The organism is Rhodocytophaga aerolata (assembly GCF_030503435.1).
GTDB classification, from domain to species: domain Bacteria; phylum Bacteroidota; class Bacteroidia; order Cytophagales; family 172606-1; genus Rhodocytophaga; species Rhodocytophaga aerolata.
This window is the reverse complement of record NZ_JAUKPO010000049.1, coordinates 1-25,951: the sequence shown is the minus strand read 5'-3', so window position 1 is coordinate 25,951 and position 25,951 is coordinate 1. Positions and strand designations below refer to the sequence as shown.

Below are 25,951 nucleotides of genomic sequence, written 5' to 3'. Positions count from 1 at the left end.
TGGTGAATGGAGAAGTGCTAGGACTTTGGAAACTTTCTACACATAAACAAAAAAAAAGGCTAGAAGTAGCTTGGTTTGATCCTGCCAACAATCCAGATGAGGAACTGCTAGATAGAGCCATTAATCGATATGCTTTTTTTCTAAATACAAGCCTTGAAGTTTAGGGATGCGTTTGTAGAGCAAAAGCTTATGTAGATTTAATTATTCACTTAAGTTTTTACATGGCTCAATAACATATTAGAGATCCAGCTTGGTTTTGAAACCAGGAGGAGTTAAAATAACCTCCCCTTTCGGGTAACTACAAAATTTTAAGCCCATAATGGTCACGGTTTTACTCTCCAACTTCTATTCGAAAAAGGAGGGGTCATAGAGGCCAACAGGCTTGTAATTTTTTCAATTGGAATGATATAAAAGTAATGAATAACTTTTTACCTATCTCTGCTTATAGGAATGTTTTTCCTTTAGCTTAAAGCCATAGCAGATTTGTCAATTAAACCAATGCCTTCCTGACCTGAGCTAAAAATTGAGGCACGGTTACTTTAGGATCTTCGGCTCCCAGAGTTTCAATAGGCAGGTATCCCCGGTAATTGGAAGATTTAATAATTTGCATTATTCTGGCTAAGTCTGGTTTTTCTTCACGGCCATTGATAAATATTTTCTCCTTTATTTGCCAGTTTACGGCATAGCGAACCGTACTTTCTATTTCTTTGTAAGGGTTATATGTCCGGTAACTGCCTATATCCAATACAAGCCCAAACCAATCGGAATGGGCTGTGTCAATAACCTTCTTTGCCTGATCGGCTGTTTTAATGAAATCATCATGGTTTTGCATAGCCACTATCACGCCGTGTTTTTTTCCATGCTCAATACATTCATTGATGTCTTTCATCATCCAGCTAAACACTTGGTCCCAGGAATATCCTTCCGGAATTTGTTTACCCGTAAATATGCGAATGACTGGTGCACCCATTTTTGAAGCACATTCTATCCAATTTTTAACTAATGCTACATCTTTTTTTCGTTTACTTTCATCCGGATCTGCAAAGTCGTTTCGAACGCCAGTTCCGCTGATGTCTAAGCCCAGACGAAAAGCTTTGTGTTTAATATGATAAATATATTCATCAGAAGGAACATCCGGATAGCCGGGAAAGTAGTAGCCTGTCAGATCTACAGCATCAAAATTATGCTGTGCACAAAACTCAAGAAGGTCATCCAAATTCATGGTTCCTTTACTCAGCGGATCATTAAATGAATAGGCATTTAGACTTATCTTTAGTTTATGACCACCTGCTTTCATAGCTTTATCTTGTGAATAAGCTACCTGGCTGCCCGGTAACATACGTGCTGATGTTATTACTAGAACTGCCATCAGTGTTTTTAAAAACTTCCTCCGCTTCTCATAGGTATCCATAGTAAATCTATGCTAAGTAGCAGCTTACATTTGCAGGTTTTTCAAATAGGCAATGCTCTGCGGCACTTGTTTCGTGATGTTAGGAGATTCATCTTCAATGTAATAGTGTTCAACACCTGCTTTCTGAGCAGCTTTTAGAATAGCAGGCAAATCAAGCTGACCAGTACCTAAGGCTACATCATTCTCTACTGGAGTCTGCCCGGAAAAATCTCCCTTCACGCCTTTGCGCAGGTCTTTCAGGTGCATAAGCTTAAAACGTTTGCCATACTTATCGAGCAACTGAGCCGGATCCTGGCCGGGATGAAAAACCCATAAGATATCCATTTCAAAACTCACATACTTAGGATCAGTTTGCTGAACTATGTAATCAAAGAAGCTACCCTTTTCATAAGGCTGAAATTCATAGCCATGATTGTGATAGCAGAAAGTTAAGCCATGCTTTTCTTTTAGTATTTTTCCTGCCCGGTTAAAATCTTCAACGGCTTTTTTTGCCACTTCCAGGGTAAAGGGTGCTTTATGGGGAATCCAGGCTACGCGTACATAACTGGCGCCTAAGGTTTTGGCATTGGCAGCTACTTCTTCCGTTTTATTCACTAAGTCATCATACCCAACACCAAAAGAAGAGCATTTAATATTCCGCTCATCTAATAATTTGCGAAGCTCTTCTGCCTTTTTTCCAAATAAATTAGAAAACTCCATATCGGTGATGCCTAATATTTTAATGGTATCCAGCGTCTTGGCTACATCTTTCGAAAAACTGTTGCGGTAGGTATAGGATACCATGCCAATTTCGGCAGGAAATGATTTTTTGTTTTTTTGCGCCAAAGAGGGAAGGACGGCTATACTTAGGAAAGAGTAGACAAGAAAAATTTGTTTTAGCATGGGATGTATTGGTGGGTATACGATTAATTATTTGATTATAACCTTTTGGGATTGCTGCCAATTTACATAAATAAGAACTGTAAAAAGGGAGGTACTTATACTTTACTTATTACTTTTTCCTTTGTCTTTCAGTGTGCCAGGAGAATGCCAGCTGAATACATGATATGTAGCCTTTGTTTCTCCCACATTGCGAATGCTGTGCATTTGATTAGAAGCCTGAAAAATTACCGATCCTGGCCCAACCCGTTTTAACTGCCCGTTCACCAGGGATTCCACGGTTCCTTCTTTTATAATAAGAATTTCTTCTTCCGGATGTTTGTGCGGAGGATGCGATGATTCTCCCGGATTTAAAGTAGTTACATGGCACTCCAACTCATCCAGGGTAGCCGTGGGGGCACGAAAAAATGTACGCACCTCTCCTACTTTAGATGGTTTTGCTTCAATATCATCCCAGTTAAAGATGGATGATTGCATGATGTTACTCTGTGATTGTGCAAATCCTACCATCATCAAGGTAACACATCCGGTAATCCAGGCAACACTAATGTCTCTTTTAGTAATCATATATGATTTTAGATGGTATGGAGTCTTATTTTGAATGAATGCTTGCCATGCAGAAAATATAGGGCAAACATTTTTGATCAGTAGCTGTTATACTATGTTATACAGTAATGTCCCAACCTTTCTCATATTCCCTCCGCCACAACTCCATAGCTTCTTTGTCATTGAGAATATGTCCGTTCTTTTGATCACAATTTAATACTCTGCCAGTGCGCTGGGCAATATTTCCCAATTGACACAGGAGCACACTCTTATGGCCAATTTCAATATCGCCATTGGGACGTTTCCCACTTTTCACACACTCCAGGAAGTTACTGATATGAAAAGCATCTAATCTGTCTCCCGGACCGGCAGGATCAATGGTATTGGTCTTTACTTCGTCCTGCACCTCTTTTACTACCTTATTGGCCAGATCATATACCGTGTAGCCATTATCTCCTGTGGTAACAATAGTACCTTTGTCGCCATAGAAAATGGCCCCACGGCCACTGCCTTGTATAGGAAAGTTATTACAACTGCGGCCTTCCCACTCTATAGAGATCCTTCCTGGAAAATCCATGGTGATAATTTGTGTATCGGGTGTTTCCCAGTCATCCTGATAGGCATAGCGGCCACCAGCAGAAGTAACCCGTGTAGGATAATCTACGCCTAATCCCCAACGCATCACATCAATTTCATGGGTACCATTGTTCAAGGCTTCTCCAGTGCCCCAGTTCCAGAACCAGTGCCAGTTATAATGGATAATGTTATCCTGATATGGGCGGCGGGGAGCAGGTCCTTGCCATAGTTCATAATCCAGACTGGCAGGAACAGCTGCAGGTTTGCCTACGCCAATAGGCTTACGGTTATTGGTATACCATCCTTTGGCAAAGTAGGCTCTGCCAATAACACCGCTTTGTAATTCCTTTACGCATTCCTGGATTTTTGGCCAGGAACGCCGCTGGTTACCCATTTGTACCACCCGGTTATATTTTCTTGCTGCTTCTATCAATAGTTCGCCTTCATATGGATTGTGGCTGCAGGGCTTCTCAACGTATACATGTTTACCAGCCTGGCAGGCCATAATGGCACCAGGAGCATGCCAGTGGTCTGGAGTAGCCATATACACGCCATCCAATGATTTATCATCCAGGGCGGTGCGGAAGTCTTTTACGCCTTTAGGTTTCTTTTTAGACACCTCCGTTACACCTGCTATCGTTTTAGCCATGGCATTGGAATCAACATCACATATATACGTTACTTCACAATTGGCTTGCTTGGCAAAGTTTTTTGCCATACCATTCCCCCGTCCATTTACACCTATAGCGGCTATGCGGACTCTTTCATTGGCGCCTAGTATATTGGCATAACTTTTTGCCGACATCCCCAATGCCAGGCTTACGGTTCCTAATCCGGCTTTTTTTATAAAATCCCGACGAGAATTATCTTTTTCTTCTTGCATAATATTCGAATTTTAGATTTTCTTTTGTGTGATCTGTGATTAAAGGTATCTACTTTTCTAAAAAGTATTTCACGTTAGCATTAAGAACTTGGTAAGTTTCGGATTTTTATATTCCGGTAGTGAACCGTATCTCCATGGCCTTGCAGAAGAATATGCCCTTGAGCCATCTCACCAAAACCCTTCAAATCTTTGTATTTACTGGCTGCAACCAGTTGACGAAATTCATCGCTACCCCGTTCAAAATCAACCACTTTGCTTCCATTCAACCAGTGTTCTACATGGTTTCCTTTCACTACTATTTTTGCCTGGTTCCATTCCCCTATAGGCTTTGCCTGCTTGTTTTTGGCCAGAATCATATCATATAAAGAAGCCATTGTTCGGTTCCCATTTACCCCTAACTTGGCATCTGCATGACGGGAATCATCAATGATCTGGTACTCCATACCCAGGTAATTGCCTTTCTGATTGGGAAAGTCATTGACTACAAAATACTTAATGCCACTGTTGGCTCCCTCTGGAATTTTGAATTCCAGTGATAGTTCAAAACTGCCATATTGATCTTTGGTGATAATATCACCTCCGCTGCTATGGTCTCCTACAGAAGAGCCCAGAACAGTGAGTATACCGTTTTCTATCACCCAGCCTTTCTCCGGAAAACCGTTGCCCTTAGTGCCTGTCCATGCCTCCGTAGATTTTCCATCAAACAATAATTTCCATCCCTCTTTTTGCTCTTTAGCCGTTAATGTATTTAACTGCCCGCCCTGCTTTTTTTTACCAGTTTGCGTTTGAGCACTTCCCTGCCCCATCACATGGGTACACACTATTCCGCTTAGCAGGAGTGTACCTGCCATAATATGCCTGCAGGTACGGAAGGCCTTTTTATAAAATAGATTTTTTATTTGCATGTCGTTAATAATAGATGTCTAATTTGTATAAAACAAGCCCTTGAAGCTTTTACGCTTTACGATTAATACCCCGGATTTTGATTAATCTTTTCAGGGTTGGATTGAATCACCTGAAGTGGAATAGGGAATAATAACATATTGTCACTCCAGGAGGCCGGATTAAAGGCATTTTGTTCTTGCTGTTCTGCAACCATCACCTCTTTGGCACGCTCTGTTCTGACTAAGTCAAACCACCGGTGATTTTCAAAGGCAAGTTCCACACGCCGCTCCTTTTCGATAGCCAGTAATAATTCAGCATCGGAAGCGAAAGGGGCATAGTCAGGTAAAACGTCTGAGCTACCTCCAGTGCTGTTGCGGGCTCTTTCACGAATTTTATTCAGGTAAGAAAGGGCTACTTCCTGCTGTTTGTTCTGCCGTACCAATGCCTCCGCATAGAGTAAATAAATATCGGCTAATCTGAGTTCTATCCAGTTATTATCATTATCAGAACCGCTGAAAGAAACATCATAATACTTCTTTACATATTTCTCATTAATGAACTGATCATTGGCTGTAGATACATAGCCATCACTCATGGATATGGATTTTCTTGGATCTCCGGTTTCGTAAGCTGCAGACATATTGGGAGTAGGTGCATTAAATCCGCTTTTATCTCCCACTAGAACTACCTCTCTATTGGAGAACCGGGGTGCAAAATCGTTGTTCCAGGGGCTGCCAGTACTGGTACCTCCTTTTTTGTACTGTATCTCAAACAAAGACTCCGAACTATTCTCTTTCGTGACATCAAATAAAGCCTTGTAATCTGGCACCAAGGAATACTGGCTCATATTGATTACTTCCAATGCTTTTGCTTCTGCTAAGGCATAATGAGAAGCTCCTTTTTTCAGCGGATAGCCAGCCATGGTCATGTATACTTTAGCCAGCAAACCTTTGGCTCCTCCAACAGTAACGCGGCCTTTATCAACGGCAGCATAACTGGCAGGTAAGTTGGCTTCAGCAAACTGTAAGTCTTCTACAATAAAGTTATAGATTTCTTCTGTTGGAGTCCTTCCTATGGCATAAGCCTCCTGTACCGTGAGTTCATGCTCAACCTTAGGCACGTCACCGAATACACGTACCAGATAAAAATACATTAAGGCTCTAAGGAATCTTGCTTCTGCTTTGTATTGTGCTTTTAGGTTTTCATCTTTAAAAGGAACAGGATCGATTTTATCCAGCACAATGTTGCTCCGCAGAATAGTGTTGTAGCTGTTATTCCATACGTTCAGAACATTGGCATTATCCGAAAGCAGTACATCTCCAAAGTTATCGATAGAGGTCATGTCCTTAGAGTTCCCTGGGACCCACGAAAAGGTGGTATTATCCGAACGGATTTCACCTACATAAATAAGAGGCTGGTTGTATAAATTACGCAAGGATGCATACGGCGACATGACCGCCTGATTCATGTCTTGTTCGGTTTTATAAAACGTTCCTGCATTCATGTCTGAAATGGGCTGCAGGTCAATGAAGTCTTTTTTACAGGATAGTAAAAAACAGGCAACTATTCCTATGATTAATATCTTTTTCATATATTATATTTTGAAAGTCTACTGATTAAAAACTCACATTCAACCCAACAATGAGTGTCCGGGCAGCTGGATACCCCAGGTAATCGCCTCCACGCGATAAGCCTGCGCCTTCACTACTTGTTTCTGGGTCGAAACCAGGATACTTGGTGAAGGTGTACAGATTTTGTCCGGTTACATATACTCGTAAACCTTTCATTTTTATCTTTTGCAGCAGGTTTTCATTGAATGTATATCCCAGAGATACATTTCTGATCCGCAGGAAAGATCCGTTTTCCACCCAAAAGCTGGATGGCTCTTTCTGAAGGCTTTTAGGATCACGGTTGGCCCGTAACGTATATCCATCTCCTTGTTCTTCTTCCGAGCGCCAGCGGTTATTGAGTGATGAAAGTCCATTGCGGTCGCCATGATAAATGCCTACCATGCGGTTGAAGAAGCTAAACAGCTTAGCACCATAGGAACCAGTCAGCTGAATATTCAAATCGAAGTTTTTATAGCCAAAATCATTGTTTAAACCGTAAATGAATTTAGGCTGGTTATTGCCAATAAATGTTTTGTCATCGGCATTGATAAGGCCATCATTATTTAAATCTACATATTTAGGATCGCCCGGACGGTCGTTTGGCAGATGCACACTGGCATCTAATTCTGCCTGGTCGTTGAATATTCCATCGTACAAATAGCCATAGAAGGTAGCAATAGGTTGGCCGATGGTTGTAATAAAGGTATTGCCTGCATTCGCTGCACCTGCATAAATGGGACGGTTATCTGGCCCAAGCGCGAGTACTTTGTTCCGGTTAAAAGATATATTAAAATCGCTGGACCATTTGAAATTACCTACCAGATTGCGCGTTCTCAGCAAATACTCCATTCCCTTATTTTCAACCTGACCAATGTTTTGAAATTGTGAGGTGTACCCGGTAAGCGTAGGAACAGGCACATTCAGCAATAAATCCACAGATCGGCTGTTGTAAAAATCAGTTTCCAGCTGAACCCGGCCATTAAATAAGGCAAGATCAAAACCGAGGTTCCACTGGCGGGTCTTCTCCCAGCCTAAATTAGGATTAGGCATAGAGCTAGGGTTTACTGCATTAACCAAGGCATTATTCAAGACATAATAGCTGGTAGCTGTACGGGCTATAGCATCGTAATCACCAATCCGGTTGTTCCCTACTAAGCCCCAGCTGGCTCTCAATTTCATATCCGTGATCTGGCTGATGTTATCCATAAAGGGCTCGCCTTTGATACGCCAGCCTACGGAAAGCGATGGGAATGTACCCCATTTGTTATTTGATCCAAATTTGGAAGAACCATCTGTACGGATATTAGCCGTAAGTAGATATTTATCCGCATAAGAATAGTTTATACGTCCTAGATACGAAATCAATGAATTGGCAACTTGGGTATTGCTGCCACCTACTATCTGTCCGGCATTGATGGTACGTACTACATCGTTAGGGAAATTCTGAGCATTTACACGGGCATACTCTCCATAAAATTTCTGAACGGTATATCCGGCCAATATGCCAAATGCATGCTTTTCAGCAAATGTTTTATTGTAGTTGAGGGTTTGTTCAATCAGCCAATCTCTGTCTAGCCAGGTTTCATTGCGGGCATCGGCAGTTTTGGGTGCTCTTGAACCATCAGTATCTACAAAAGAAGGACGGTAATACTGTAAACGCCGGTTGTCTAATGTTCCATTGAGGCTTAGCCTGTATTTTAATCCTTCTATAATTTCATACTGTCCATAGGCAGAAGCAATAATGCCATTTTTGGTGGTATAGTTAGTGATATTTTCAGCAATTCCTACAGGATTGGCCACGTCTCCTGCCCATATCTCGTGGTTGCGGACTTGTGAACCGTAAGTACCATCTGCATTTCTAACCGGGTAGATTGGCGGAAGGTAGATGGCATAGGCAAGCGGGCTATCTTTTCCATTATCCAGATTATTGTTATCTGAGAAATATCCACTGATGTTCAGGCCTACTTCCAGCTTTTTACTAATGTTAGAAGTAAGATTGCTTCTCAGACTCAGGCGTTTGTGGTCACTGTTAATTAATATCCCTTCCTGATTGGTATAGCTTCCTGAAATCAAATACCGTGTTTTCTCCACCCCACCCATGACTGATAATTCATGCCGCTGCATTATGGCATTTCTGAACATCTCATCCTGCCAGTCTACTTCTGCAAAATTGCTGGGGTCATTGAAACTTTCGGGAATAACATAGAAGTTGGAATTGGAGTACTTCTGGCGCATCTCATTACTGTCGTAGATGGTATGGGCAGGATCACCAGCCATAGGCGCTCTGTCTAGCCAGGCTTGATTGTGGCCATCTTTAAAGAATTCCAGATACTCCCGGCTGTTCATCATATCGATTTTCTTCGCTACCTGCTGAACACCCACATAAGTATTAAAAGAGATAGTTGGCGGCCCAATATTTCCTTTTTTGGTAGTCACAATTACTACTCCATTAGACCCTCTAGAACCATAGATGGCTGTAGAAGAAGCATCTTTCAGCACTTGAATACTCTCTATATCTGAAGGGTTAATTAAAGAAAAGGCACTTCCTTCCATCGGATATCCGTCAATGACGTAGAGTGGCGACATGCCTGCTGTAATAGAGCCTGTACCTCTGACCCGGATGCTTAATCCTTCATTACCTGGCGCACCATTGGTTTGCTGTACCTGTACGCCTGCCATCTGACCTACCAAAGCCTCCCCATAGGACACAGCCACTTTATTTCTGATCTTATCTGCCGATATAGAAGCTATAGCCCCTGTTAAATCAGTTTTCTTTTGTGTACCATATCCTACTACTACTACTTCACTTAGCGCTTTTACATCCGGAAGCATCTGAATATTAATGGTGGTCCGGTTTTCAATAGGAGTCTCTTTGGTCGTATACCCAATAAAAGAAAACACCAAAGTTCCTTTTCCATCCGGAGCCGAAATAGTATAGTTACCATCAATATCGGTGGTAGTGCCTGCTGTTGTTCCTTTAACCAGCACATTCACCCCTGGTAATCCTACATTCTGATCGTCTGTAACTTTTCCAGAAACATTGATAGGTTCAATGGCATGTATTAAATTCTCTGTTGGGCTTGATACATTAGTAGAATTTTTTGTGGAGGTTTGAGACGCATAAATCACATATCGCTTATCTCCTACTTTCTCCAGAGTTAATCCCTGAGGCTTTAATACCTGATTCATGGATTGCTCCAAGTTATGGATAGTAATGGTAGCTGGATCCATTAAAACAGTTTTGTTTCTGATCACATCGCTGTTATAATTAAACCGCACTTTCTGTTCCTTCTGTATCTGCTCCAGAACGATTTTTAAAGACTTTGCCTGCTGTTGTATGGGAGAAGGCTGATCGGGAGGAATTTGTGGTGCAAATGCGACAGGCTGTGCAAAGACCGGAGCAAGACCTATACTTACAAGTAAAAGGGCTACCCACAGTCCTTTCGGACTTACATTTTTTATCATAGTGGTAAAGATTAGGTATAGAATTTATTTATTTTTTTGAAGCATAATCTGATTTCCTTCTTTGCTTACATTTATCCGGAACGATTTAGACAGCACCATCAGAAATGCGTCTATGTCGTTGTTAGGAAGGGTGCCGGTGAATGATAGTGTTTTGAGAGAATCATTCAGGAAGACCATCTTTACTCCTTTTGTATCTTCTAATACTTCTGCAATCTCATACAAAGGCTTTTCCTCGAATACCGTTTCCTCCTCTTTCCAGGAAGAATATAACAGCGGATTCACTTTTTTTCGGAGAATACGGCTATCTTGATTCGAATAGGCTATATAGTCTCCGGGTGCCATGGTAACCGATGAACCTTTGTTTCCAACTTGCGATAAACCCACTTTTCCTTCCTGCAATACTACTTCTACCCTATCTCTGCGGTTATTTACATTGAACTGGGTGCCTAATACTTCAATGTCTAGACCCTGACTATGTACAATGAATTTGGCATTCCCTTTACCGGGCTTTTTGCGTACATCAAAAAATGCTTCGCCTGTCAATTGTACTTCCCGGTCCTCTTGCTCATTCCATTCGGATGAATAGCGCAGGGTAGAATTAGCATTTAAAGTTATTTGCGAACCATCAGGTAAGGCAATATTCTTAATTTCACTGTATTTTGTAGTAAATTGTACAGTGGACGAGTGATTATGCATACTCATCCAGCCTATCCAAGCTGCCAACATAAGTATGGCAATAATGGAAGCTGCCACTCTGCCTGTAAAAAACCATTTAAAAAGGCTATGCCGGGGTGCGGCTACTTCTTGTTTGCTTACTTTTGCAGATGTTTGTGCCTGAATCTTTTTATTTATGTTTTCCCATAGCTGCTTTTTGTCTCTCTCACCAAGTTCCTTCCCAGGATCACTTAAGGTAAGCACCAACTGCCGGGCTTCTTCTACTAAAGCTCTTTTTTCAGGATGTTTCATCAACCAGTCTTCCCAGAAAATAGTTGACTGAGGCTCAGGCGACTTTACCCACGCAATGAAAAAATCATCTAGTATAAAATCATGAAGCGTAAATTGGTCGTACGGCATAATCGATGAAAGGCATTGGTGTAATAAGAAGAACAACCGGAGTATAATCCAATTTTTTCTTCTTTTAATGTACAAAGAGGAAAGTCTTACAAAATGACCCACGTTTTGTAATTTTTTTTCAAAAATTTACAATCACCTCAGAATGATCTCTTTAAAACTCTTTTAGAATCTTAAGGGTGTAAGACCAACTGGATAATAATAGCAGTTGTAATTAGAGATATGGTTGGCAAAGCAGAGGGAGGCGTGGGCTTTGGGGTATATGTTTTTTTAAGAATATCTACTGCCCGGTAAATTAACTTATATACTGCCCGCTGAGTAATACCCATGATACTGGCAATTTCTTCAAAGCTAATGTTCTGATAAAACCGGAGATAAATAGCCTCTCTTTGGCGGTCTGAGAGGTAAGAGAGTGCCACCTCTAACTCTTTACTTTGCAAAGAGTTTTCTTCTACTTCTATTAATTGATCTTCAAAGGATGCTTCAGTATTCCGGATGAAAGGAGAAGAGGTTTTAGTAAAGGTACGATCAGCATTCACTTTCTGAGCAATCTCGCGGCGCAAAGACCGGAACAAGTAATACTTAATGGAGTCAGTTGCACCTAGGTTTTGCCGGCTAAGCCACAGCGTGACAAATAAATCTTGTAGGCAATCTTTTACAACCTCTTCATTCGGATAAATTCTGTATCCATAACTGTACAAGACAGGTACATATTTCTCATACATGAAAGAATAGGCTTCTTCACTTCCATTTCTAAATTGCTGCCATAAATCTTTATCACTAACGGAAGAGAAAGAGTTGTCCATTTATTACCTAGTAAAAATTCTTCCATGCATGTAAAATCTCACTTTCGCTAAGCTAATATAAGGGAAAATATAAAGTTTATAACATTACAAAGTTTTTATTTGAAGGTTTATCGTATTAGTATAGCTTCGTTATTTAAAACTTCAACTATTATTATCTTTTCTGATAGAGTAAATCCTATTATTTATTTTCTATTTCTGTCCAAAAACAGGTGGCCTTACGGTTAATTTAACTTCCCCTTTCCTGAAACTTGCTATATGGTCAAGAGGGGAAAATAATGGAAACTATTACCTTCCCCTCTTGACCAATTTTACTTTGTATAGGAATAAAAAAGGGGGAGTTAATTTAACCATATGTTGTATCATGATCATTTACTTATCAGATACAATTGTTTTACAATTTCACTTGTTTCATCAGTGGCATTATTCTGAAAAGTTATCACCCCCTTTCTCTCAGTGGGATGGAAGAAAAGATATGTTATAATTCCCGGATCACCACCTGTATGGCCCCATAAGGTTGTGGTGTCAGCCAATGGTTCAAAGGTATGCCAAACTAATCCTTGAGAGGGATTGCCTTTAATTTGAAGCGATAACATCTTATCAAGGGTTGCTTTATTCAATATTTTATTGCCCTTCAACTCTCCTCCATTCATCATGGCAGTGAGAAATAAGGATAACTCCCTTACACTGGTACGAACAAGGCCATCAGGATAGTTTGGAAAGCTGTACAAACAGTGTTCTACAAAACTACCTGCTTTAAAATTAGCCCCCTTTACATATAAATGTTTACTCTTCAATAGAGCATTTCTATTTTCTTTGGAAACGTACGCATAGGGTTTGATATGCTTTGAAGTATCTATTTCATGCAAGAACCATCCGGTATTTTTCATACCCAAGGGCTTGAAAATATGCTCCCTACAATACTGATTGAATGGCTGTTTAGCCACTTTTTCAACGATCAATCCCAAAAGGCCGAAGGCAACATTGGAATAGCTATCTTTGCTCCCAGGAGGCCAATCTCCATAGTTATTTCCTCCATCATAATACTTGCCTTCGGTAGTTAAATTATCATTGATCCACTCTTGAAGTGAGACGGTGGGGTCTCCACAGGAATAACTATGTTGATAGGCTTTTCCATCTATAATAGAGGAGGTGTGGGTTAAAATTTGAAACAGGGTAATGGGTTGATCAGGATATTTGGGATTTCTAATAGTAATATCTGAATACACATTTATGTCGGCCTCTAAGTCAAGCAGACCTTTTTCCCAGAGTTGCATGGCAGCCGTAGCCGTGAAGGTTTTAGAGATAGAGCCTATGTTGAGGATGCCATCCAGGCTCATGGGTATTTTCCTTGCAATATCCGCTAGTCCATAGGATTTTGACCAGATGATGGTGCTATCCTCTACCATACAGGCGGCAAAGCCAGGTATCTTCTTCTCAGCCATAAAGTTTCTAATAGAATTATCCACCGAATCATATTTTGATTGCGCTTGCAGAGATTGCGCTTGCAGAGATTGCGCTTGTAGAGAGCTGACACTACTTAGCTGAAAGAGGATATGGAGGCAAAGCGTTAAAAGCTTGATTGTCGAGTTGGACATAGAATAATTTATTTAAGGGAATAGGATGTTAAAGGGATAGGATGATAAAGTATAGCCATGCCAATATTTCTAGCTTGTTTGCTTAAAGCCATATTTGAGATGATTGTCTGTTAAAACTTATTGATAGCATAGAAAGGGAAATAACAAATCTATTCAGCCTTAACCAAGCGTTTCATGCCCATTTACTCCTCTTTTCAAGCGACTATTTAAAGGAGGTTTGATTAACTTATAAGGGCAAAACCCTTTAGAATCCGAGCTTTTCTACTCGTCAAAAGAGATTTCTACAGCCCCTTGCCGGCCTTTTTCCCCATATTTTTGAACTGCTTGCCTGCTAGTTAATCTGTTAATCTTGTAGATTTGATTAGAAAGCGCTACAGTAGCGTCCAAGGTGGCTGGCTGATCATTAATCATCAACAACTGCACCGGGCCTAAAAAGGAAAAAGATCCATCTCCTTCAAAATTATTCTTATTAAACCTAACCCTCACTTTCCCTTGTAGATATACTTCCTTATTCTCACTTGACCACAGGAGACTGGATGCGTAGAATGTTCCTTGCTCCCCTTCACTTTTGCCAATTGTCTTCCCCTTTTCGATACTATAAGAGGCCATTATGGGCCGGAAGTTCTGGGCAAGAAGTTGAGTTTGGATAGGTTCTTGAAAAGCTTTTTTGTAATCCGGTTGAGCGAGTGAATCAATCCTGATACTCGATGAGAGAAGAAACATAATCGCTAAAGAATCTGCCTTTTTCATAGGTTTATTTTTAAGGTTTTTATTAGCTATGATGCGATCTGGAAAAAGGGTGGCAGTAACTGCTTCAGAACGGAGAGAATTAGTTTCCTGAGCATGGATAGTTGTCGCTTTTTGTTTGGTCTCACCTCCTTTCAACTCTTTGCTTTTTTCATGCTCCATATCGATGTGTTTATGCTGTTCAACAAAAGTTGTTTCAGCAAAGGTGGTAGGTAAGTTGTTCTGCCATGGAAATGAATGGAATCCAAAAAATATAAGGGTTGCCATGATGCCAACACAGGTGATTCCCATCACATACTGCCAGGTTGAAACTGTACTTAGCTTTACTGTCGATATTAGCTGTCCTCTAGAATGAATGGGAGCTAAGGATAGGTCTTTACCCGAAGGTAGTTGGAAGTGCTCAAACTGCTGCTGACATAGCTTATCAATATTTACAAGCTTATAGGGAAAAAAAAACCATAAAAGTGCTTTTTTTCGATCTTTTCTATCCCGTTTTTTACTAACCATTTCTACTAAAACTTGCTTTATCTTTTTGCGGGCTCTGGCTAAATGGGATTTGGATGTGCCTGCACTGATGCCCAAGGCATGCCCAATTTGGGCATGGGTAAAGTTAGCCAGCACATACAGGTTAAATACCAGCCGATGATGCTCTGGTAAAGTATTGATTGCTTCCAACAGTTCTTGTTCTGAGAAATCCATCTCTTCGGATGAGATGGCAGTTAGAGGAGGATCTTCTATGAGTCCCATGCTGCTTTCAGGCTGCATGCAAACATCAATATAGGTTTTATTCTTCCTCTCACGCAAGTATTGCAGCACATGGTTTACCACAATGCGTCTGAGCCAAGCCTCGAAACATCCCTTGCCTTGGAAACTGGCAGATTTATCCATGGCTTTAAGAAAAGCATCATGGGCCAAGTCCTCTGCTAGAGGGTAGCTGGCCGTATATCGATAACAGATCCCGGTCAGTTTTCTAATGTTTTGGCGGTAGATCGTATCCCAAAACTTTTCTGTTGAGTCAATCAAGTTGAAAGAGATTTTCTTTAATGATGCATTTCCTTCAAAAGAGTGGCAGTGAATTTAGTAAAATTTACGAGTGGGATTGTGCTATCACCTAAAGATTACTACAATACCTCAGGTTTACTGCCTACTAGATGAGAAATTTGTAGGTAACCTTTGCTAACTCACTTACTTATCCTCAAAGCGATAGCAAAAACAATAATCCTGAGAAGCAATCAAGTACCAATTGGGATATTCAGACTATATACTCAGTTTCGAGAAAGGGGAATTATTTTAACTACAAGTAATTTATCTTGTTTTTATATTTAGCATTGTCATATTATTACGTACTTTGCGTTACGCAAAGTACGTAATAATATAGTTGATGAAACCTACTAATCCTTTCCTAATCACAGGGTATATTTCTCCCCAATATTTCTGTGATCGCCACCAAGAAACCGCTGCCCTTCTCTCGGCACTACAAAACCAACGCAACACAACCCTGTTTGCAGCCAGAAGAATAGGTAAAACCGAACTGATCTTTCATTTATCCCATGAGCTGAAAAAGCAAAAAGAGGTAAGCTTTTTTTATCTAGATATTATGGCAACAGCTACGCTTAATGAGTTTATCAATCAACTGGGAAAAGCCATCATAGGCAGAATGGATACCAAACCTGAACAAATGCTGAGCAAGGTAGGAAAGTTCTTTGCTGCTCTCAGACCCAAAATTACCTATGATCCGCTAACTGGTCAACCCAATGTGGAGTTTGGCATAGAAACAGAAAAAGAAGCTACACAAACGATCGAACAAATATTTGCTTATCTACAAGACCAGAACAAAAGAGTAGTGATCGCCATTGATGAGTTTCAACAAATTCTCTACTATCCGCAAAGCAATACAGAGGCTTTACTAAGAGCTCAGATTCAAAAGCTTACTCATGTCAATTTTATTTTTTCGGGAAGTCATACCCATTTATTACTTTCCATGTCTGGCAATCATAGCCGTCCCTTCTACCAAAGTACACAGCTCATGCATTTGGAGAAGATTAACTCCGAGGAATATAGTTCTTTTATAGAAAAGCATTTTAAAGAGGCAGGACGTGAAATCAAACAAAAACATATAGAAGATATTCTTCAGTGGACCAAAGGCCATACCTTTTATGTACAATATGTCTGCAACAAGCTGTATGGCAGTGGATCGAAAAAAATAGATACTGCTCAAATGAAAGAAGTTCTGCTGAGCATCTTAAAGGAAAATGAAGCACTGTACTACAATTATCGTAACCTACTGACAGATACACAGTGGAATCTACTAAAAGCCATAGCCAAAGAGGATGAGGTAGAGATGCCTACGGGGAGAGACTTTATTAAAAAATATAAACTTTCAGCAGCCAGTAGTGTCAAAACAGCCTTAACAGCTTTGATAGAAAAACAAATGGTCTATGAAGAAAAAGGCAAATATTTCGTATATGATATATTTTTAGCCAGATGGCTGGAAAGGTTATAACCTCCACAAATAAATGATAGAAACTGTTTTAGCAAATCTCTAAGTGTAGGTAAAGACAAATCCCAGTTTAGAGAAACTTAAATTAAAGACCATTGCTCATCTTGACTTGAAATAAGTGTTTGGCTTCTAAGATATTTTGACCTTACCAATGACTAGAATTAAGATAGGGATTATCTGTTCATCAACATTTTCTATTCTTTCCTAGGCAATACACTTTATTTCACTTGTATGCCAACAAACTTATTAGTAATTGTGCCTAGCACTTCACTTGCCCAACGGCTGAAGCTTAATTACTCAAAACTTTGTTCAACTCCTCGAGCATGGCAGGGCGGCGGGGAAATTGCTCTTTGAGATTTTGAGCAATCGCTTTGATTTTATCTTTTCCTTTCGGAATATCTTTCATCACCCGTATCATTTTCCCTGCCAGATCTGCATAAGCGCTGCGGCCATCGGCTTTCTGTCCGTACTTCTCGAACATAGGCAGGTAAATTTGTAATAATTCGTCCGGGTAATGAGGGGCTAAATGGGTATGAAACTGTAACACGGTTTCCAGCTGGTTTTCTTTTTGCACCAGTGCCAGCAACCCCTCCCAGTACTGTTCTTGAATATAGATGGGAGCCAGTAGCTGTAGCAAGGGCGGATGAAGCGGGTGCCAGAATTTGTTTTTATCATTTGCCCACTTGTCCGTTACCCATTTGATGGTATCGCTGATGTGTTTTTCTATGACCTGCTTCCATTCCTGTTGATTGTAGGTGGCTTTCCATTGTTTATAATACTCCTGAGTGAAGCCCCTGTCAAAGGCAAAGTGCCTGGTATAGTGCCTGATAGTGGCAGTGTCTTTTTCCAGGTAAGCAATACGTAAAAGTTCCCGCTCCCAGGCAGCTACCGTTCCCGGATGGTCTTTACCCTTTGCTATGGCAATACCCTCCCCAATCAGCTTTTTGGCTTCTACATAGTCTTTTTTTTCAATGGCTTTATTTACTTCACCCTGCCGCACTTCTACTATTTCTAAGTTCTGTTGCACCATTTTTTGAGCCTCTATGGTCTTGCCGGTTGCCTGCAGAAATTCAATTTTCAACGTGCGGAGTGTATCTCTGTGATAGTCATCATAACGGCCGGTGAGTTGCAGGAGTTGTGCATCTATAAATTGTAGAAATTCATAGCTTTTATTCAGCTGTATAGTCAGGCTCTGAAAAATATCCAGCATCTGATAACCAAAGTCTCCATAATCAAAATAAATTTTGTTGCTAAGTTCTTCTTTCAGGAAATCAAACAGCTGTTCTTTCAGTTCTATGGCAGCTTCCTTTACCTCAGCCACACGTTCAAGGAGTTCAATAGCATTAAAAATAGTTCCGCCCAGATTGCCCGCCGAATCATCAGACTGCATAATTGCCTCCATCATGGCTTTCAGAACTACCCGGCTTACGGTAAAGGCGTCTTTGAAATTATTTTTATTGATAAACTCAGAGCCATTTCCAAGCAGCTTGTCCACCTCTCTTGCTAAGGTAAAGGAGGCACGGTAGTCTATGAAGCCCCTGTCGCTATGCTTGCGGATCATTTTACTGACCAGGTCTTCGTATTTTTTGGCTACATCTATGCGCTCGTCTTTTGAGGCAAAGTATAGTTCAAATTCCGTTTTAAAGTTTTTATGTGTTTGGGCATAACGGCGGATAAAATCCTGGTATTCTTTGGCAGTGATGCTTTGCAGCAGGTTTTCAAAAATATTTTTCGCAGACTTCTTTTCTTTTAGCTTGCTTTTTATTGTAGGCATCTGCTCCCTTAGTGCGAAAAACACCGCTACGGCATGTTTGCAGGTTTCCCCATCATAAGGGCAATCGCAGAAATAGTCGGTGATGTCATTGCCCTTTTTGAGGGTAAGCTCTACCTGATAGATTTGGGAACCTTCTACTTGGGCCTGCCATGTGTTTTCTCCGGTTTCTTCCAGAGACACAACTGCCTGGTTTTGGTAATATTGCTTTCCCCTTTGCAGAATGGCAGAGGAAATCTGCGTTTCAAAATTCTCTAATGTGAGCATACTTTATGTAATCAGTCCCAGTGCTCGCTAAATTAATGACATGAATGAAATGCGAAAATAAGTTCTTTACTAATTTACCTAAAGCAGAAACACAAAATCTAAACTATTGATAATATTTTAGCAGAGGTCATTGGATTTTTGGCTTTTACTTTCACCAGTAATAATTGTCAGGCCCCCTATTGTTCGGACAGAGTTTAAGAAGAAGAAATATTTACTTCATGGTCAAATGGCTTGCCTAGTAATTCACAAAAAGGGGGAGTTACGGTAACTGCCCATTATTTGAAACTTAAAAATAAGGCAACTGCCTCTTGATTCAACTATATTTTTCTTCTCGACTTCTGTCAAAAAAAGGGAATCTGACATACCCCAATCACCATTTATTGCTGATAGAAACAGAGGAAAATATAAGGCCTTACTGCTTTGCCGGCAAATAAATCTGAAAACCCACTGTTAAGTTTAGCCGATTACGGATCGTTTCTCCGCTTACATACGTCCGGAATGTACCATAACTCAGCAATGCCTCTAAACCTATTTGCTCTGTAATAAAATACACAGCTCCTACCCCTCCACGGATATCCCAGGTATTATATGACTGTTGCAGTTTATCCTGCCCAAATGTAAAAGTGTTCCAAGTGTGACGATACCCCACTTCGGTCGCCAGAAAATAGCGAAGGGTAGATTGGCCCAGATAATACCTGGCAAACGGAGACAAGCCCAGCGAGACATAGTCTGTGCGGCTGTCTGTAGAAAAACTAACCGGAATGCCGCTGCCTAAAGCCAGATGATCTGCTACAAAGAAACCAACATCTGGAAATAGGTTGATCATAAACGGATCATAAAACTGTATACTTCCGCTGCCACCAAGCAGTTTGCTGCCTTTCTCTGTTTGTCCAAAGCAGGTTAGGGGAAGAAACAGCCCTATATACAAGAACAAGTAAGTGTAATTTTGTTTTACCATAAGGGATACAAGTAAATATAAAAATTGAAAACAGGTAGTGGGATTAGCCAAACAGACGGTTAAAACGCTTTGGGACAGCCATACGCCTAAAGTCATCAGATTCGCTATCGCAGCAAGGTAACGGCACCCCGGATCTGTAAGGGCTGACCTCGGCAATCTTGTGTGCTTATAAAGTAAAAGTACACACCTGGCGGAGCTTCCTGTTCCTGTATGCGGCCATCCCAATACTTAAAAGCATTCGTAGAAGAAAACACTTCCTTGCCCCACCTATTGACAATCTGCATCCGGTAGCCGGGAGAATTAATGACATAATTAACAAAGGTATCGTTTACTCCATCACCATTGGGGGTAAATACATTGGTGGTAAAGCTTCCTACTTCTTCAGGGATAAATACCAGGTTAGCTGTATCTATGGCCGCACTACATCTATTTTGTATCTCTACCCAGTATTTGCCGGCTTTGTCCACCCGGATGCTGCGGGTGCGTTCACCGGTGTTCCACAGATAAGCGGCTCCCGCGTTGCCTGCATCCAGCATGGCGAAGTTGCCATCACAGACAATGGTATCGTCGGGCAGATAGGCAGTAGCCTGTGGGGTAATATGTAGGTAAATACTATCGGTCCGGGTGCGGCAGGGGTTAGAGGCCGTTACTTTGTACCACCCGCTTTTATCTGCCCGGATGGAAGCGGTTACCTGGCCTTGTGCCCATTTAAGAGTAGTACCCGCATAGGTGGGAACCGTAATTTCTACCGGCACCTCATTGTAACAGCGACTGAGCGTATCTTGAGCAAAATTAATCACAGGATCTGCAAATAAGTTTACTTGTTTGCTAGTAACAGCCGACTCACCGCAAGCATTAGTGGCCTGTAAGCTAACCGTATAGCTGCCCGGTTTACTAAAAACATGCGTGGGCTGTTGGATCGTACTCCTATTGCTATCACCTGAATCTGGATCGCCGAAATCCCATTCCCAGCTTACATCTGTATCCGTAGCAGAGCCGGAGAAAGTTACCTCCTCCTCCATACAGGCATTGCTTACAGTAATTTCGCTGCTTAGCTGATAGGGATGGAGGTAACTCTGTATAAAATTAACTAGACCAATATTAGCAACTCTGCCCTTTAAATCAAAAAGGTTCTCTTTAAAGTTACAACTAGTGCCGACATTATTAGGGTCGTTAATGACACTAAGCACTTCCTTAATCCTTGAGGTAGCACAATAAATTTTATTATCAGGGGCGAGTTGTAAAGCAAAGAAACCCGAGTTGTTTAAACTAGCTACTTCTTTGGGTACCGGACTATTTTCCAATAAATTATATTGAAATAGTTTATTTTCGTTAGCAGTATATAATTTCGTGTTATCCGGAGAAAATTCCACCCCATACAAGTTTAAGATACCATCAATTATAGCAGGTATATCCAGTGTTCTGGCATTAGAAATATTACCTGTCTTGGCATCGAAGTCAAATAATTCCAGAGACCCATCAAAGGAAGTTCCGGCTATTATACAAGCTAGGCGTTTTCCATCCGGTGATATTTTTAACTGTCCTCTTGCATAGTCAAGATTTCCTTGATGAGGCAATCCTGCTTTAGAGATAACTGGGGTGATATTCACTCCTTCAGCGGAGACCTTGTATACATAATATTCATCGGACCCAAAAGGGTGGGTAATCACCCATACACCACAATCTGAACTCCGCACAGCCGTTAATTTCTCGGTGGTAGTGGCATGCAGCAAAATATTTTTCTGCGTTACTGCCCCCTGCTTGCTATTGACTACCGAATAATGAAGTCCCCGGTTGGTAAGCACCTCTTCCCTTTCAGAAGCATCAGTAGTAAATATGTAATAAATCGAATCATTTCCCGGTTGGGGAACAATCAACGTTGCCTGGGTAGAAGTGAAACTGCCAAATAAGTCAATGCCATTGGTAAGAATTGTATGATTCTGGTTCCACACGGTTTGCCCATTGGTATAGAAAAGCAGGTTTCCGTTTTTATCACACATGGTGGCACTTCCTTCAATTGCTTCCATAGCACTGCCTAATGCTGGAGCAGGAGGAGAAGTGTTAAAGTCAATCCCTGCTTTATTACCAAAATACCAAATATTGGCTTGTTTTTGAGAGAAAGCCCTTTGTTGATAGAAAAAATAGAGAAAGATTAGCAGTGGGAAAATGTATACTAAATTACATTGCTTCATACGCATTTAACTAGCATCAACCTATCTGAAGGAAAACTCCCATGCTTTCAGATAGGTTGATAAATTCAATATAACCTGTTTATTTTTTCACTTGTACCCGTTTCTTGATAATGGCTTCTCCTACATATAGATGCAGATAATACTCACCGGCAGGCAATTTATTTACCTTAAAGGTGGCTTTCTCTTTCTTGGGCTCCACTTTGTCAAGCGTACGGGCATATTTATCCAGTAAAGACACCGATCTGACCTCAACCGAGTCTGGCCACTCTACAGTTACCTCCTCTGTACTGGCCGGATTGGGGAAAACCGTTACATCTTCTTCTGCCAGCATAAATGAGCCAGGGCAACTATACCCCTTAAAGAAGTTCTGGCTAAGGGTTGTCGTTTGCCCACAGGAATTGGTAACTGTTACCCCTACATTCAGATAAGAGAAGGTAGAGGTAGTAGTTACATCCACAAAATTTGTCCCGATATAATAATTGATATAGTTTCCGCTTACTGTCCAGTTGGAGGTGCTGCGGGCTGTAGGCGCATCTACCCGGATGGTATAGGTAGTACTGGGGCACATATAGGTATCAGTAGTAGAAAAACCTTGTTTATAGATCCGGATACTACTGGCAGGAATCGGGGCAGCTTCTATAGTAATCGTCCGGCTGGTAGTGGCGTTAAACCCGCAACCTCCATTTGGTGTAACATTGATAGTAGCGGAACCAGTAGGTGCTGAAGTAGAAGCAAGCACACTTATAGATAAATTGTTGGTAGTAATTGTAGTTTGACCACTTGAAGTTAAACCACTAGGAAGTGTTCATGTATAGGAAACGGCACCGGATACAGCAGAGATACTGTATGTATTGGTGCCCCCTCTACAAATACCTGCAAAGCCGCTAATGGAAGGCACCCGCAACTGTGGCCGAATAGTTACATATTTGGTAGTACTTCCACTAGTACCATTTGAGCAGTAGTAGGAGACTGTAATGGAGCCCGAAGTAGCTCCGATGTTCCAGACAACATTTGCCACTGTCCCATTACTAGAGCTGATCGTGCCTCCGGAAATACTCCATCCTGTACCCCAACAAACAGGGCCGCTGGCACTTGCGACAAATGTATAGCTGTAAGTGGTTCCAGGACAGGGATTGCTTTCGCCATTAATAGACTGTGCAAAAGTTTGAACAGCAGTTATGAGTAAAATAACGGCGCTTACTGCTAATAGTTTGCAAACGCTTTTCTGAGCTATTGCAATGAAATAGAGTTGTTTCATAAAATGTTTGAACTTAGAGTGGATAATTTAAATTTATTGTGCTTTCTGTAGAAAAAAGGCAATGCCTTCTTGGGCATCCCATTATGTATAGGAAGCTTTATATCATGAATTATGGGGCTAATCAAGTTACCAATAGTGGAAGTATAGATTGCTTAAGAGAGCTCTACGTTAAGCAAAATAGTAAAGAAGGTAAGATAGAGATTAATGTAGGTGTAAAAAATGTAATTGTCAATACCCATTTCCAGGTATTTTATAGTCAAAATTTTCATGGGTGGTCTCGTATAGCTATGAGTTGACAAAAACAGATAACAAGTATTTTGCTATTATTGAAAAGGATGAAGACGCGATAGATTTGGGTTTACAAGTTATAAGTTCCATTCTTTGCCGTTTTCCCTACCTTTCTTTAATATCAAGAAAGGGGGAAATAAAATTACTTGAAAACCTGCTTTGGCTGATTTGTAGATCTTATCTCTATAGTTTATACAAGGAGGTATGATTATTTTTTCAGATTCAATTCAACTACTATTGATTTAATTGGCAAAGCAACGGTTATTTGCATTTTATTACTATTTTTTGCCATTTAGCTCTTGCTTGCTAAAGGCACTTCATCTTATGTCTGATGCTAACTAAACAAGCGAATGAATTTTAAAGATGCCCAACAGGATTTGCGTCAATCCTATGTTGGAGGCGCTTCCGGAGTGATGATCTCTAGCCTAGTATGGGGCATGGCAGCCATTGTTGCCCTACTCTCCACCGAGCAGATGAGTGTGCTGAGTCTGTTTTTAGGAGGCATGCTCATCCATCCACTGGGCATTGTAGTGTCTAAGGTACTGAAACGCTCAGGGAAACATCAAAAAGACAATCCCTTAGCAAGGCTGGCCTTGGAAAGCACCTTTCTCTTGTTTTTGGGGCTCTTGATTGCTTTCGCTGTATTTCAACTTCGATCCAATTGGTTCTTCCCTATCCTTCTTTTGATTATTGGCGGACGATATCTGCTTTTTTCTACCCTCTATGGCATGCGTATTTATTGGCTCTTGGGGATGAGTTTGGCTTTAGCAGGAATAGCGAGCTTGTACCTGGATTTACCCTTTTACACAGGGGCATTCCTCGGAGGAGGCATAGAAATGCTGTTTGCAGGCATTATTTTTTATTTACAGTACTCTCCTAACAATAGAGTGGAAGACAGTTTTTAATCAGATAGTCCTTAATCAAAGAGCATAAGTACGTAATAGAATTTTCCCCTTTCTTGAAACTTCCATTTTTTTATGCAGTTAATTAGTAAAAGTGATTCACAAAAGTGACTTTATTACAATCCCGGGGAAGGTTGACTAAATTGTGATCAATGGCATACCTGCATTACTCTTCTTACTACAACTTAGACCTATGCAAACAAATATACTTTGGCGCGGCCTGGAATATGATTCGCTAGAGAACTGTTTAGTGACTACTACACAAACAGGCTATGAGATCAATTCAGTAATTGTAGGCCGCTATGAGGGGAAAATTTATCGGGTAGAGTACCGCATTGAGACAAACCAGCTTTGGCAGACCTTATATTTTGAAGTAAAAAGCCAGCATAGCAATCAGATCGAGCGTTTCACTTATCAAATGAATGGCCAGGGGAAGTGGATGAGCAAGGGCAAACCGGTTCCCCAATTTGATGGCTGTATAGACATAGATATTCCCTTAACCCCCTTTACCAACAGCTTACCTATCAACCGGCTGAAGCTAAACCACCAAGAGGTAGAACAGATAGGGGTAATTTATCTTGATGTATTGGAAAGGCAAATAAGGCCTGTTCGACAACAATATCGAAGACTGTCCGATACCACGTACCATTATCAAAATGTGCCAAATGATTTTGAAGCAGTCATTACTGTTGATGCACTAGGGTTAGTGGAGGATTATCCACAGCTATTCCTTAGAGCAGCTCAACTGGAAAGTAATTACATTTAACATTGGTCCCTATATTTACCTGCTTGATCTAGTCCACTACAAAAGGCAATGGGTTGGAGCTTTTGTGAAATCCGGGCATAAGTAAACTGTTTTATAAGTAAAGCCAAAGGGGCGAAAAATGTAACTCAAATCGAAGCTTTTGTAAGCTATTAATTTAACTTTAGCTTTTTCAAAAGCTCTTAACTTTTTGTACACTACTTCTGGGGAAGACCAGTTTAAGCTCTATACCTTATGACAAGCTTAAAAACCATCATCTTTGAAATGGCTCAACCTTGTAAACAACTCAAGGGGCTTGTAAGTCATTTTTGGCAGAGTCGTTGGAAGCAAGGTGTTCAAAACTACTTTTGCTATTACTCGACGGCCAACACAAATGCCGAGCTAGTATTTGCTTTTAGTCCTAAAAATGTACATCGCAGCAATAGTGTATTTGCTACTTTTCAAGGCTATACGCAGACACCTAGCCAGATCCACACAGGTGGCTTTTCAGAAATGTTTGGAGTGTCTATATATGCTCATGCTGTCCCGCTTTTGTTTGGAGTTCGGGTTGCCCAAGTAGCTAACCAATTGATAGATGT

At 40.8% G+C, this 25,951-nt stretch carries 20 protein-coding genes; 4 read left to right on the top strand and 16 right to left on the bottom strand.

The genetic code is table 11. The annotated features are described in order from the left end of the window. Window positions 1-490 precede the first annotated feature (490 nt). The 11 genes from Q0590_RS33585 to Q0590_RS33535 form a co-directional block, all read right to left on the bottom strand. Entirely contained in the window at window positions 491-1,339 is an 849-nt protein-coding gene (locus Q0590_RS33585; protein ID WP_302042054.1) for a sugar phosphate isomerase/epimerase family protein, read from the bottom strand. Window positions 1,340-1,435: 96 nt separating this feature from the next. After that, window positions 1,436-2,293, bottom strand: coding sequence for a sugar phosphate isomerase/epimerase family protein (locus tag Q0590_RS33580; protein WP_302042053.1), 858 nt, complete (start codon window positions 2,291-2,293; stop codon window positions 1,436-1,438). Between the two features lie 102 nt (window positions 2,294-2,395). Continuing rightward, window positions 2,396-2,857 carry a cupin domain-containing protein gene (locus tag Q0590_RS33575; protein ID WP_302042052.1) on the bottom strand — a complete coding sequence of 154 codons (462 nt, stop codon included), beginning with the start codon at window positions 2,855-2,857 and terminating at the stop codon, window positions 2,396-2,398. 97 nt (window positions 2,858-2,954) lie between these two features. Beyond that, window positions 2,955-4,295, bottom strand: a complete 1,341-nt coding sequence (locus Q0590_RS33570; RefSeq protein WP_302042051.1) for a Gfo/Idh/MocA family protein — start codon at window positions 4,293-4,295, stop codon at window positions 2,955-2,957. Between the two features lie 80 nt (window positions 4,296-4,375). After that, a complete protein-coding gene (locus Q0590_RS33565) occupies window positions 4,376-5,146 on the bottom strand; it encodes a 3-keto-disaccharide hydrolase (protein ID WP_302042050.1) in 771 nt (256 codons plus the stop codon). A 116-nt stretch (window positions 5,147-5,262) separates the two neighbouring features. Next, entirely contained in the window at window positions 5,263-6,771 is a 1,509-nt protein-coding gene (locus Q0590_RS33560; protein ID WP_302042049.1) for a RagB/SusD family nutrient uptake outer membrane protein, read from the bottom strand. Window positions 6,772-6,796: 25 nt separating this feature from the next. After that, complete coding sequence (locus tag Q0590_RS33555; RefSeq protein ID WP_302042048.1) at window positions 6,797-10,255, bottom strand: SusC/RagA family TonB-linked outer membrane protein; 3,459 nt, start codon at window positions 10,253-10,255, stop codon at window positions 6,797-6,799. A 24-nt stretch (window positions 10,256-10,279) separates the two neighbouring features. After that, window positions 10,280-11,329, bottom strand: coding sequence for a FecR family protein (locus Q0590_RS33550; RefSeq protein ID WP_302042047.1), 1,050 nt, complete (start codon window positions 11,327-11,329; stop codon window positions 10,280-10,282). 170 nt (window positions 11,330-11,499) lie between these two features. Next, window positions 11,500-12,132 (bottom strand): RNA polymerase sigma factor, encoded by a 633-nt coding sequence (locus Q0590_RS33545; protein WP_302042046.1) that lies wholly within the window; start codon window positions 12,130-12,132, stop codon window positions 11,500-11,502. A 365-nt stretch (window positions 12,133-12,497) separates the two neighbouring features. After that, window positions 12,498-13,727: a serine hydrolase domain-containing protein gene (locus Q0590_RS33540; protein WP_302042045.1), complete on the bottom strand. Its 1,230-nt coding sequence runs from the start codon at window positions 13,725-13,727 to the stop codon at window positions 12,498-12,500. A gap of 261 nt (window positions 13,728-13,988) precedes the next feature. Continuing rightward, on the bottom strand, window positions 13,989-15,497 hold the full coding sequence (locus tag Q0590_RS33535; protein ID WP_302042044.1) for an RNA polymerase sigma factor: 1,509 nt from the start codon (window positions 15,495-15,497) through the stop codon (window positions 13,989-13,991). A 358-nt stretch (window positions 15,498-15,855) separates the two neighbouring features. On the opposite strand from Q0590_RS33535, the gene Q0590_RS33530 reads away from it, so the two are divergent. Then, window positions 15,856-16,977: an AAA family ATPase gene (locus Q0590_RS33530; RefSeq protein WP_302042043.1), complete on the top strand. Its 1,122-nt coding sequence runs from the start codon at window positions 15,856-15,858 to the stop codon at window positions 16,975-16,977. Between the two features lie 286 nt (window positions 16,978-17,263). Here Q0590_RS33530 and Q0590_RS33525 read toward each other — a convergent pair whose 3' ends face one another. From Q0590_RS33525 to Q0590_RS33505, 5 genes are all read right to left on the bottom strand, one after another. Next, window positions 17,264-19,012, bottom strand: a complete 1,749-nt coding sequence (locus tag Q0590_RS33525) for an SWIM zinc finger family protein (RefSeq protein ID WP_302042042.1) — start codon at window positions 19,010-19,012, stop codon at window positions 17,264-17,266. A gap of 412 nt (window positions 19,013-19,424) precedes the next feature. Continuing rightward, window positions 19,425-19,970 (bottom strand): hypothetical protein, encoded by a 546-nt coding sequence (locus Q0590_RS33520; protein WP_302042041.1) that lies wholly within the window; start codon window positions 19,968-19,970, stop codon window positions 19,425-19,427. Window positions 19,971-20,074: 104 nt separating this feature from the next. After that, the gene (locus tag Q0590_RS33515) at window positions 20,075-22,162 is read right to left on the bottom strand and encodes a T9SS type B sorting domain-containing protein (RefSeq protein WP_302042040.1); all 2,088 of its coding nucleotides are present in this window, start codon (window positions 22,160-22,162) and stop codon (window positions 20,075-20,077) included. A 79-nt stretch (window positions 22,163-22,241) separates the two neighbouring features. Then, window positions 22,242-22,901 carry a T9SS type A sorting domain-containing protein gene (locus Q0590_RS33510; protein WP_302042039.1) on the bottom strand — a complete coding sequence of 220 codons (660 nt, stop codon included), beginning with the start codon at window positions 22,899-22,901 and terminating at the stop codon, window positions 22,242-22,244. 66 nt (window positions 22,902-22,967) lie between these two features. Continuing rightward, entirely contained in the window at window positions 22,968-23,420 is a 453-nt protein-coding gene (locus tag Q0590_RS33505) for a hypothetical protein (protein ID WP_302042038.1), read from the bottom strand. A 638-nt stretch (window positions 23,421-24,058) separates the two neighbouring features. Between Q0590_RS33505 and Q0590_RS33500 the strand changes: the two genes are divergently transcribed. The 3 genes from Q0590_RS33500 to Q0590_RS33490 all read left to right on the top strand — a co-directional run. Next, entirely contained in the window at window positions 24,059-24,613 is a 555-nt protein-coding gene (locus tag Q0590_RS33500) for a DUF7010 family protein (protein ID WP_302042037.1), read from the top strand. 190 nt (window positions 24,614-24,803) lie between these two features. After that, window positions 24,804-25,376, top strand: a complete 573-nt coding sequence (locus Q0590_RS33495) for a putative glycolipid-binding domain-containing protein (protein WP_302042036.1) — start codon at window positions 24,804-24,806, stop codon at window positions 25,374-25,376. 231 nt (window positions 25,377-25,607) lie between these two features. Beyond that, window positions 25,608-25,951 (top strand): DUF6597 domain-containing transcriptional factor (locus Q0590_RS33490; protein ID WP_366970684.1); only part of this gene is annotated, 344 nt, incomplete at its 3' end.

Bases quoted from the DNA above. Each gene is read 5' to 3' on its own strand.
- Q0590_RS33585 (WP_302042054.1), bottom strand. From the start codon at position 1,339: ATGTTACCGGGCAGCCAGGTAGCTTATTCACAAGATAAAGCTATGAAA.
- Q0590_RS33580 (WP_302042053.1), bottom strand. From the start codon at position 2,293: ATGCTAAAACAAATTTTTCTTGTCTACTCTTTCCTAAGTATAGCCGTC.
- Q0590_RS33575 (WP_302042052.1), bottom strand. From the start codon at position 2,857: ATGATTACTAAAAGAGACATTAGTGTTGCCTGGATTACCGGATGTGTT.
- Q0590_RS33570 (WP_302042051.1), bottom strand. From the start codon at position 4,295: ATGCAAGAAGAAAAAGATAATTCTCGTCGGGATTTTATAAAAAAAGCC.
- Q0590_RS33565 (WP_302042050.1), bottom strand. From the start codon at position 5,146: ATGGCAGGTACACTCCTGCTAAGCGGAATAGTGTGTACCCATGTGATG.
- Q0590_RS33560 (WP_302042049.1), bottom strand. From the start codon at position 6,771: ATGAAAAAGATATTAATCATAGGAATAGTTGCCTGTTTTTTACTATCC.
- Q0590_RS33555 (WP_302042048.1), bottom strand. From the start codon at position 10,255: ATGATAAAAAATGTAAGTCCGAAAGGACTGTGGGTAGCCCTTTTACTT.
- Q0590_RS33550 (WP_302042047.1), bottom strand. From the start codon at position 11,329: ATGCCGTACGACCAATTTACGCTTCATGATTTTATACTAGATGATTTT.
- Q0590_RS33545 (WP_302042046.1), bottom strand. From the start codon at position 12,132: ATGGACAACTCTTTCTCTTCCGTTAGTGATAAAGATTTATGGCAGCAA.
- Q0590_RS33540 (WP_302042045.1), bottom strand. From the start codon at position 13,727: ATGTCCAACTCGACAATCAAGCTTTTAACGCTTTGCCTCCATATCCTC.
- Q0590_RS33530 (WP_302042043.1), top strand. From the start codon at position 15,856: ATGAAACCTACTAATCCTTTCCTAATCACAGGGTATATTTCTCCCCAA.
- Q0590_RS33525 (WP_302042042.1), bottom strand. From the start codon at position 19,012: ATGCTCACATTAGAGAATTTTGAAACGCAGATTTCCTCTGCCATTCTG.
- Q0590_RS33520 (WP_302042041.1), bottom strand. From the start codon at position 19,970: ATGGTAAAACAAAATTACACTTACTTGTTCTTGTATATAGGGCTGTTT.
- Q0590_RS33515 (WP_302042040.1), bottom strand. From the start codon at position 22,162: ATGAAGCAATGTAATTTAGTATACATTTTCCCACTGCTAATCTTTCTC.
- Q0590_RS33505 (WP_302042038.1), bottom strand. From the start codon at position 23,420: ATGAAACAACTCTATTTCATTGCAATAGCTCAGAAAAGCGTTTGCAAA.
- Q0590_RS33500 (WP_302042037.1), top strand. From the start codon at position 24,059: ATGAATTTTAAAGATGCCCAACAGGATTTGCGTCAATCCTATGTTGGA.
- Q0590_RS33495 (WP_302042036.1), top strand. From the start codon at position 24,804: ATGCAAACAAATATACTTTGGCGCGGCCTGGAATATGATTCGCTAGAG.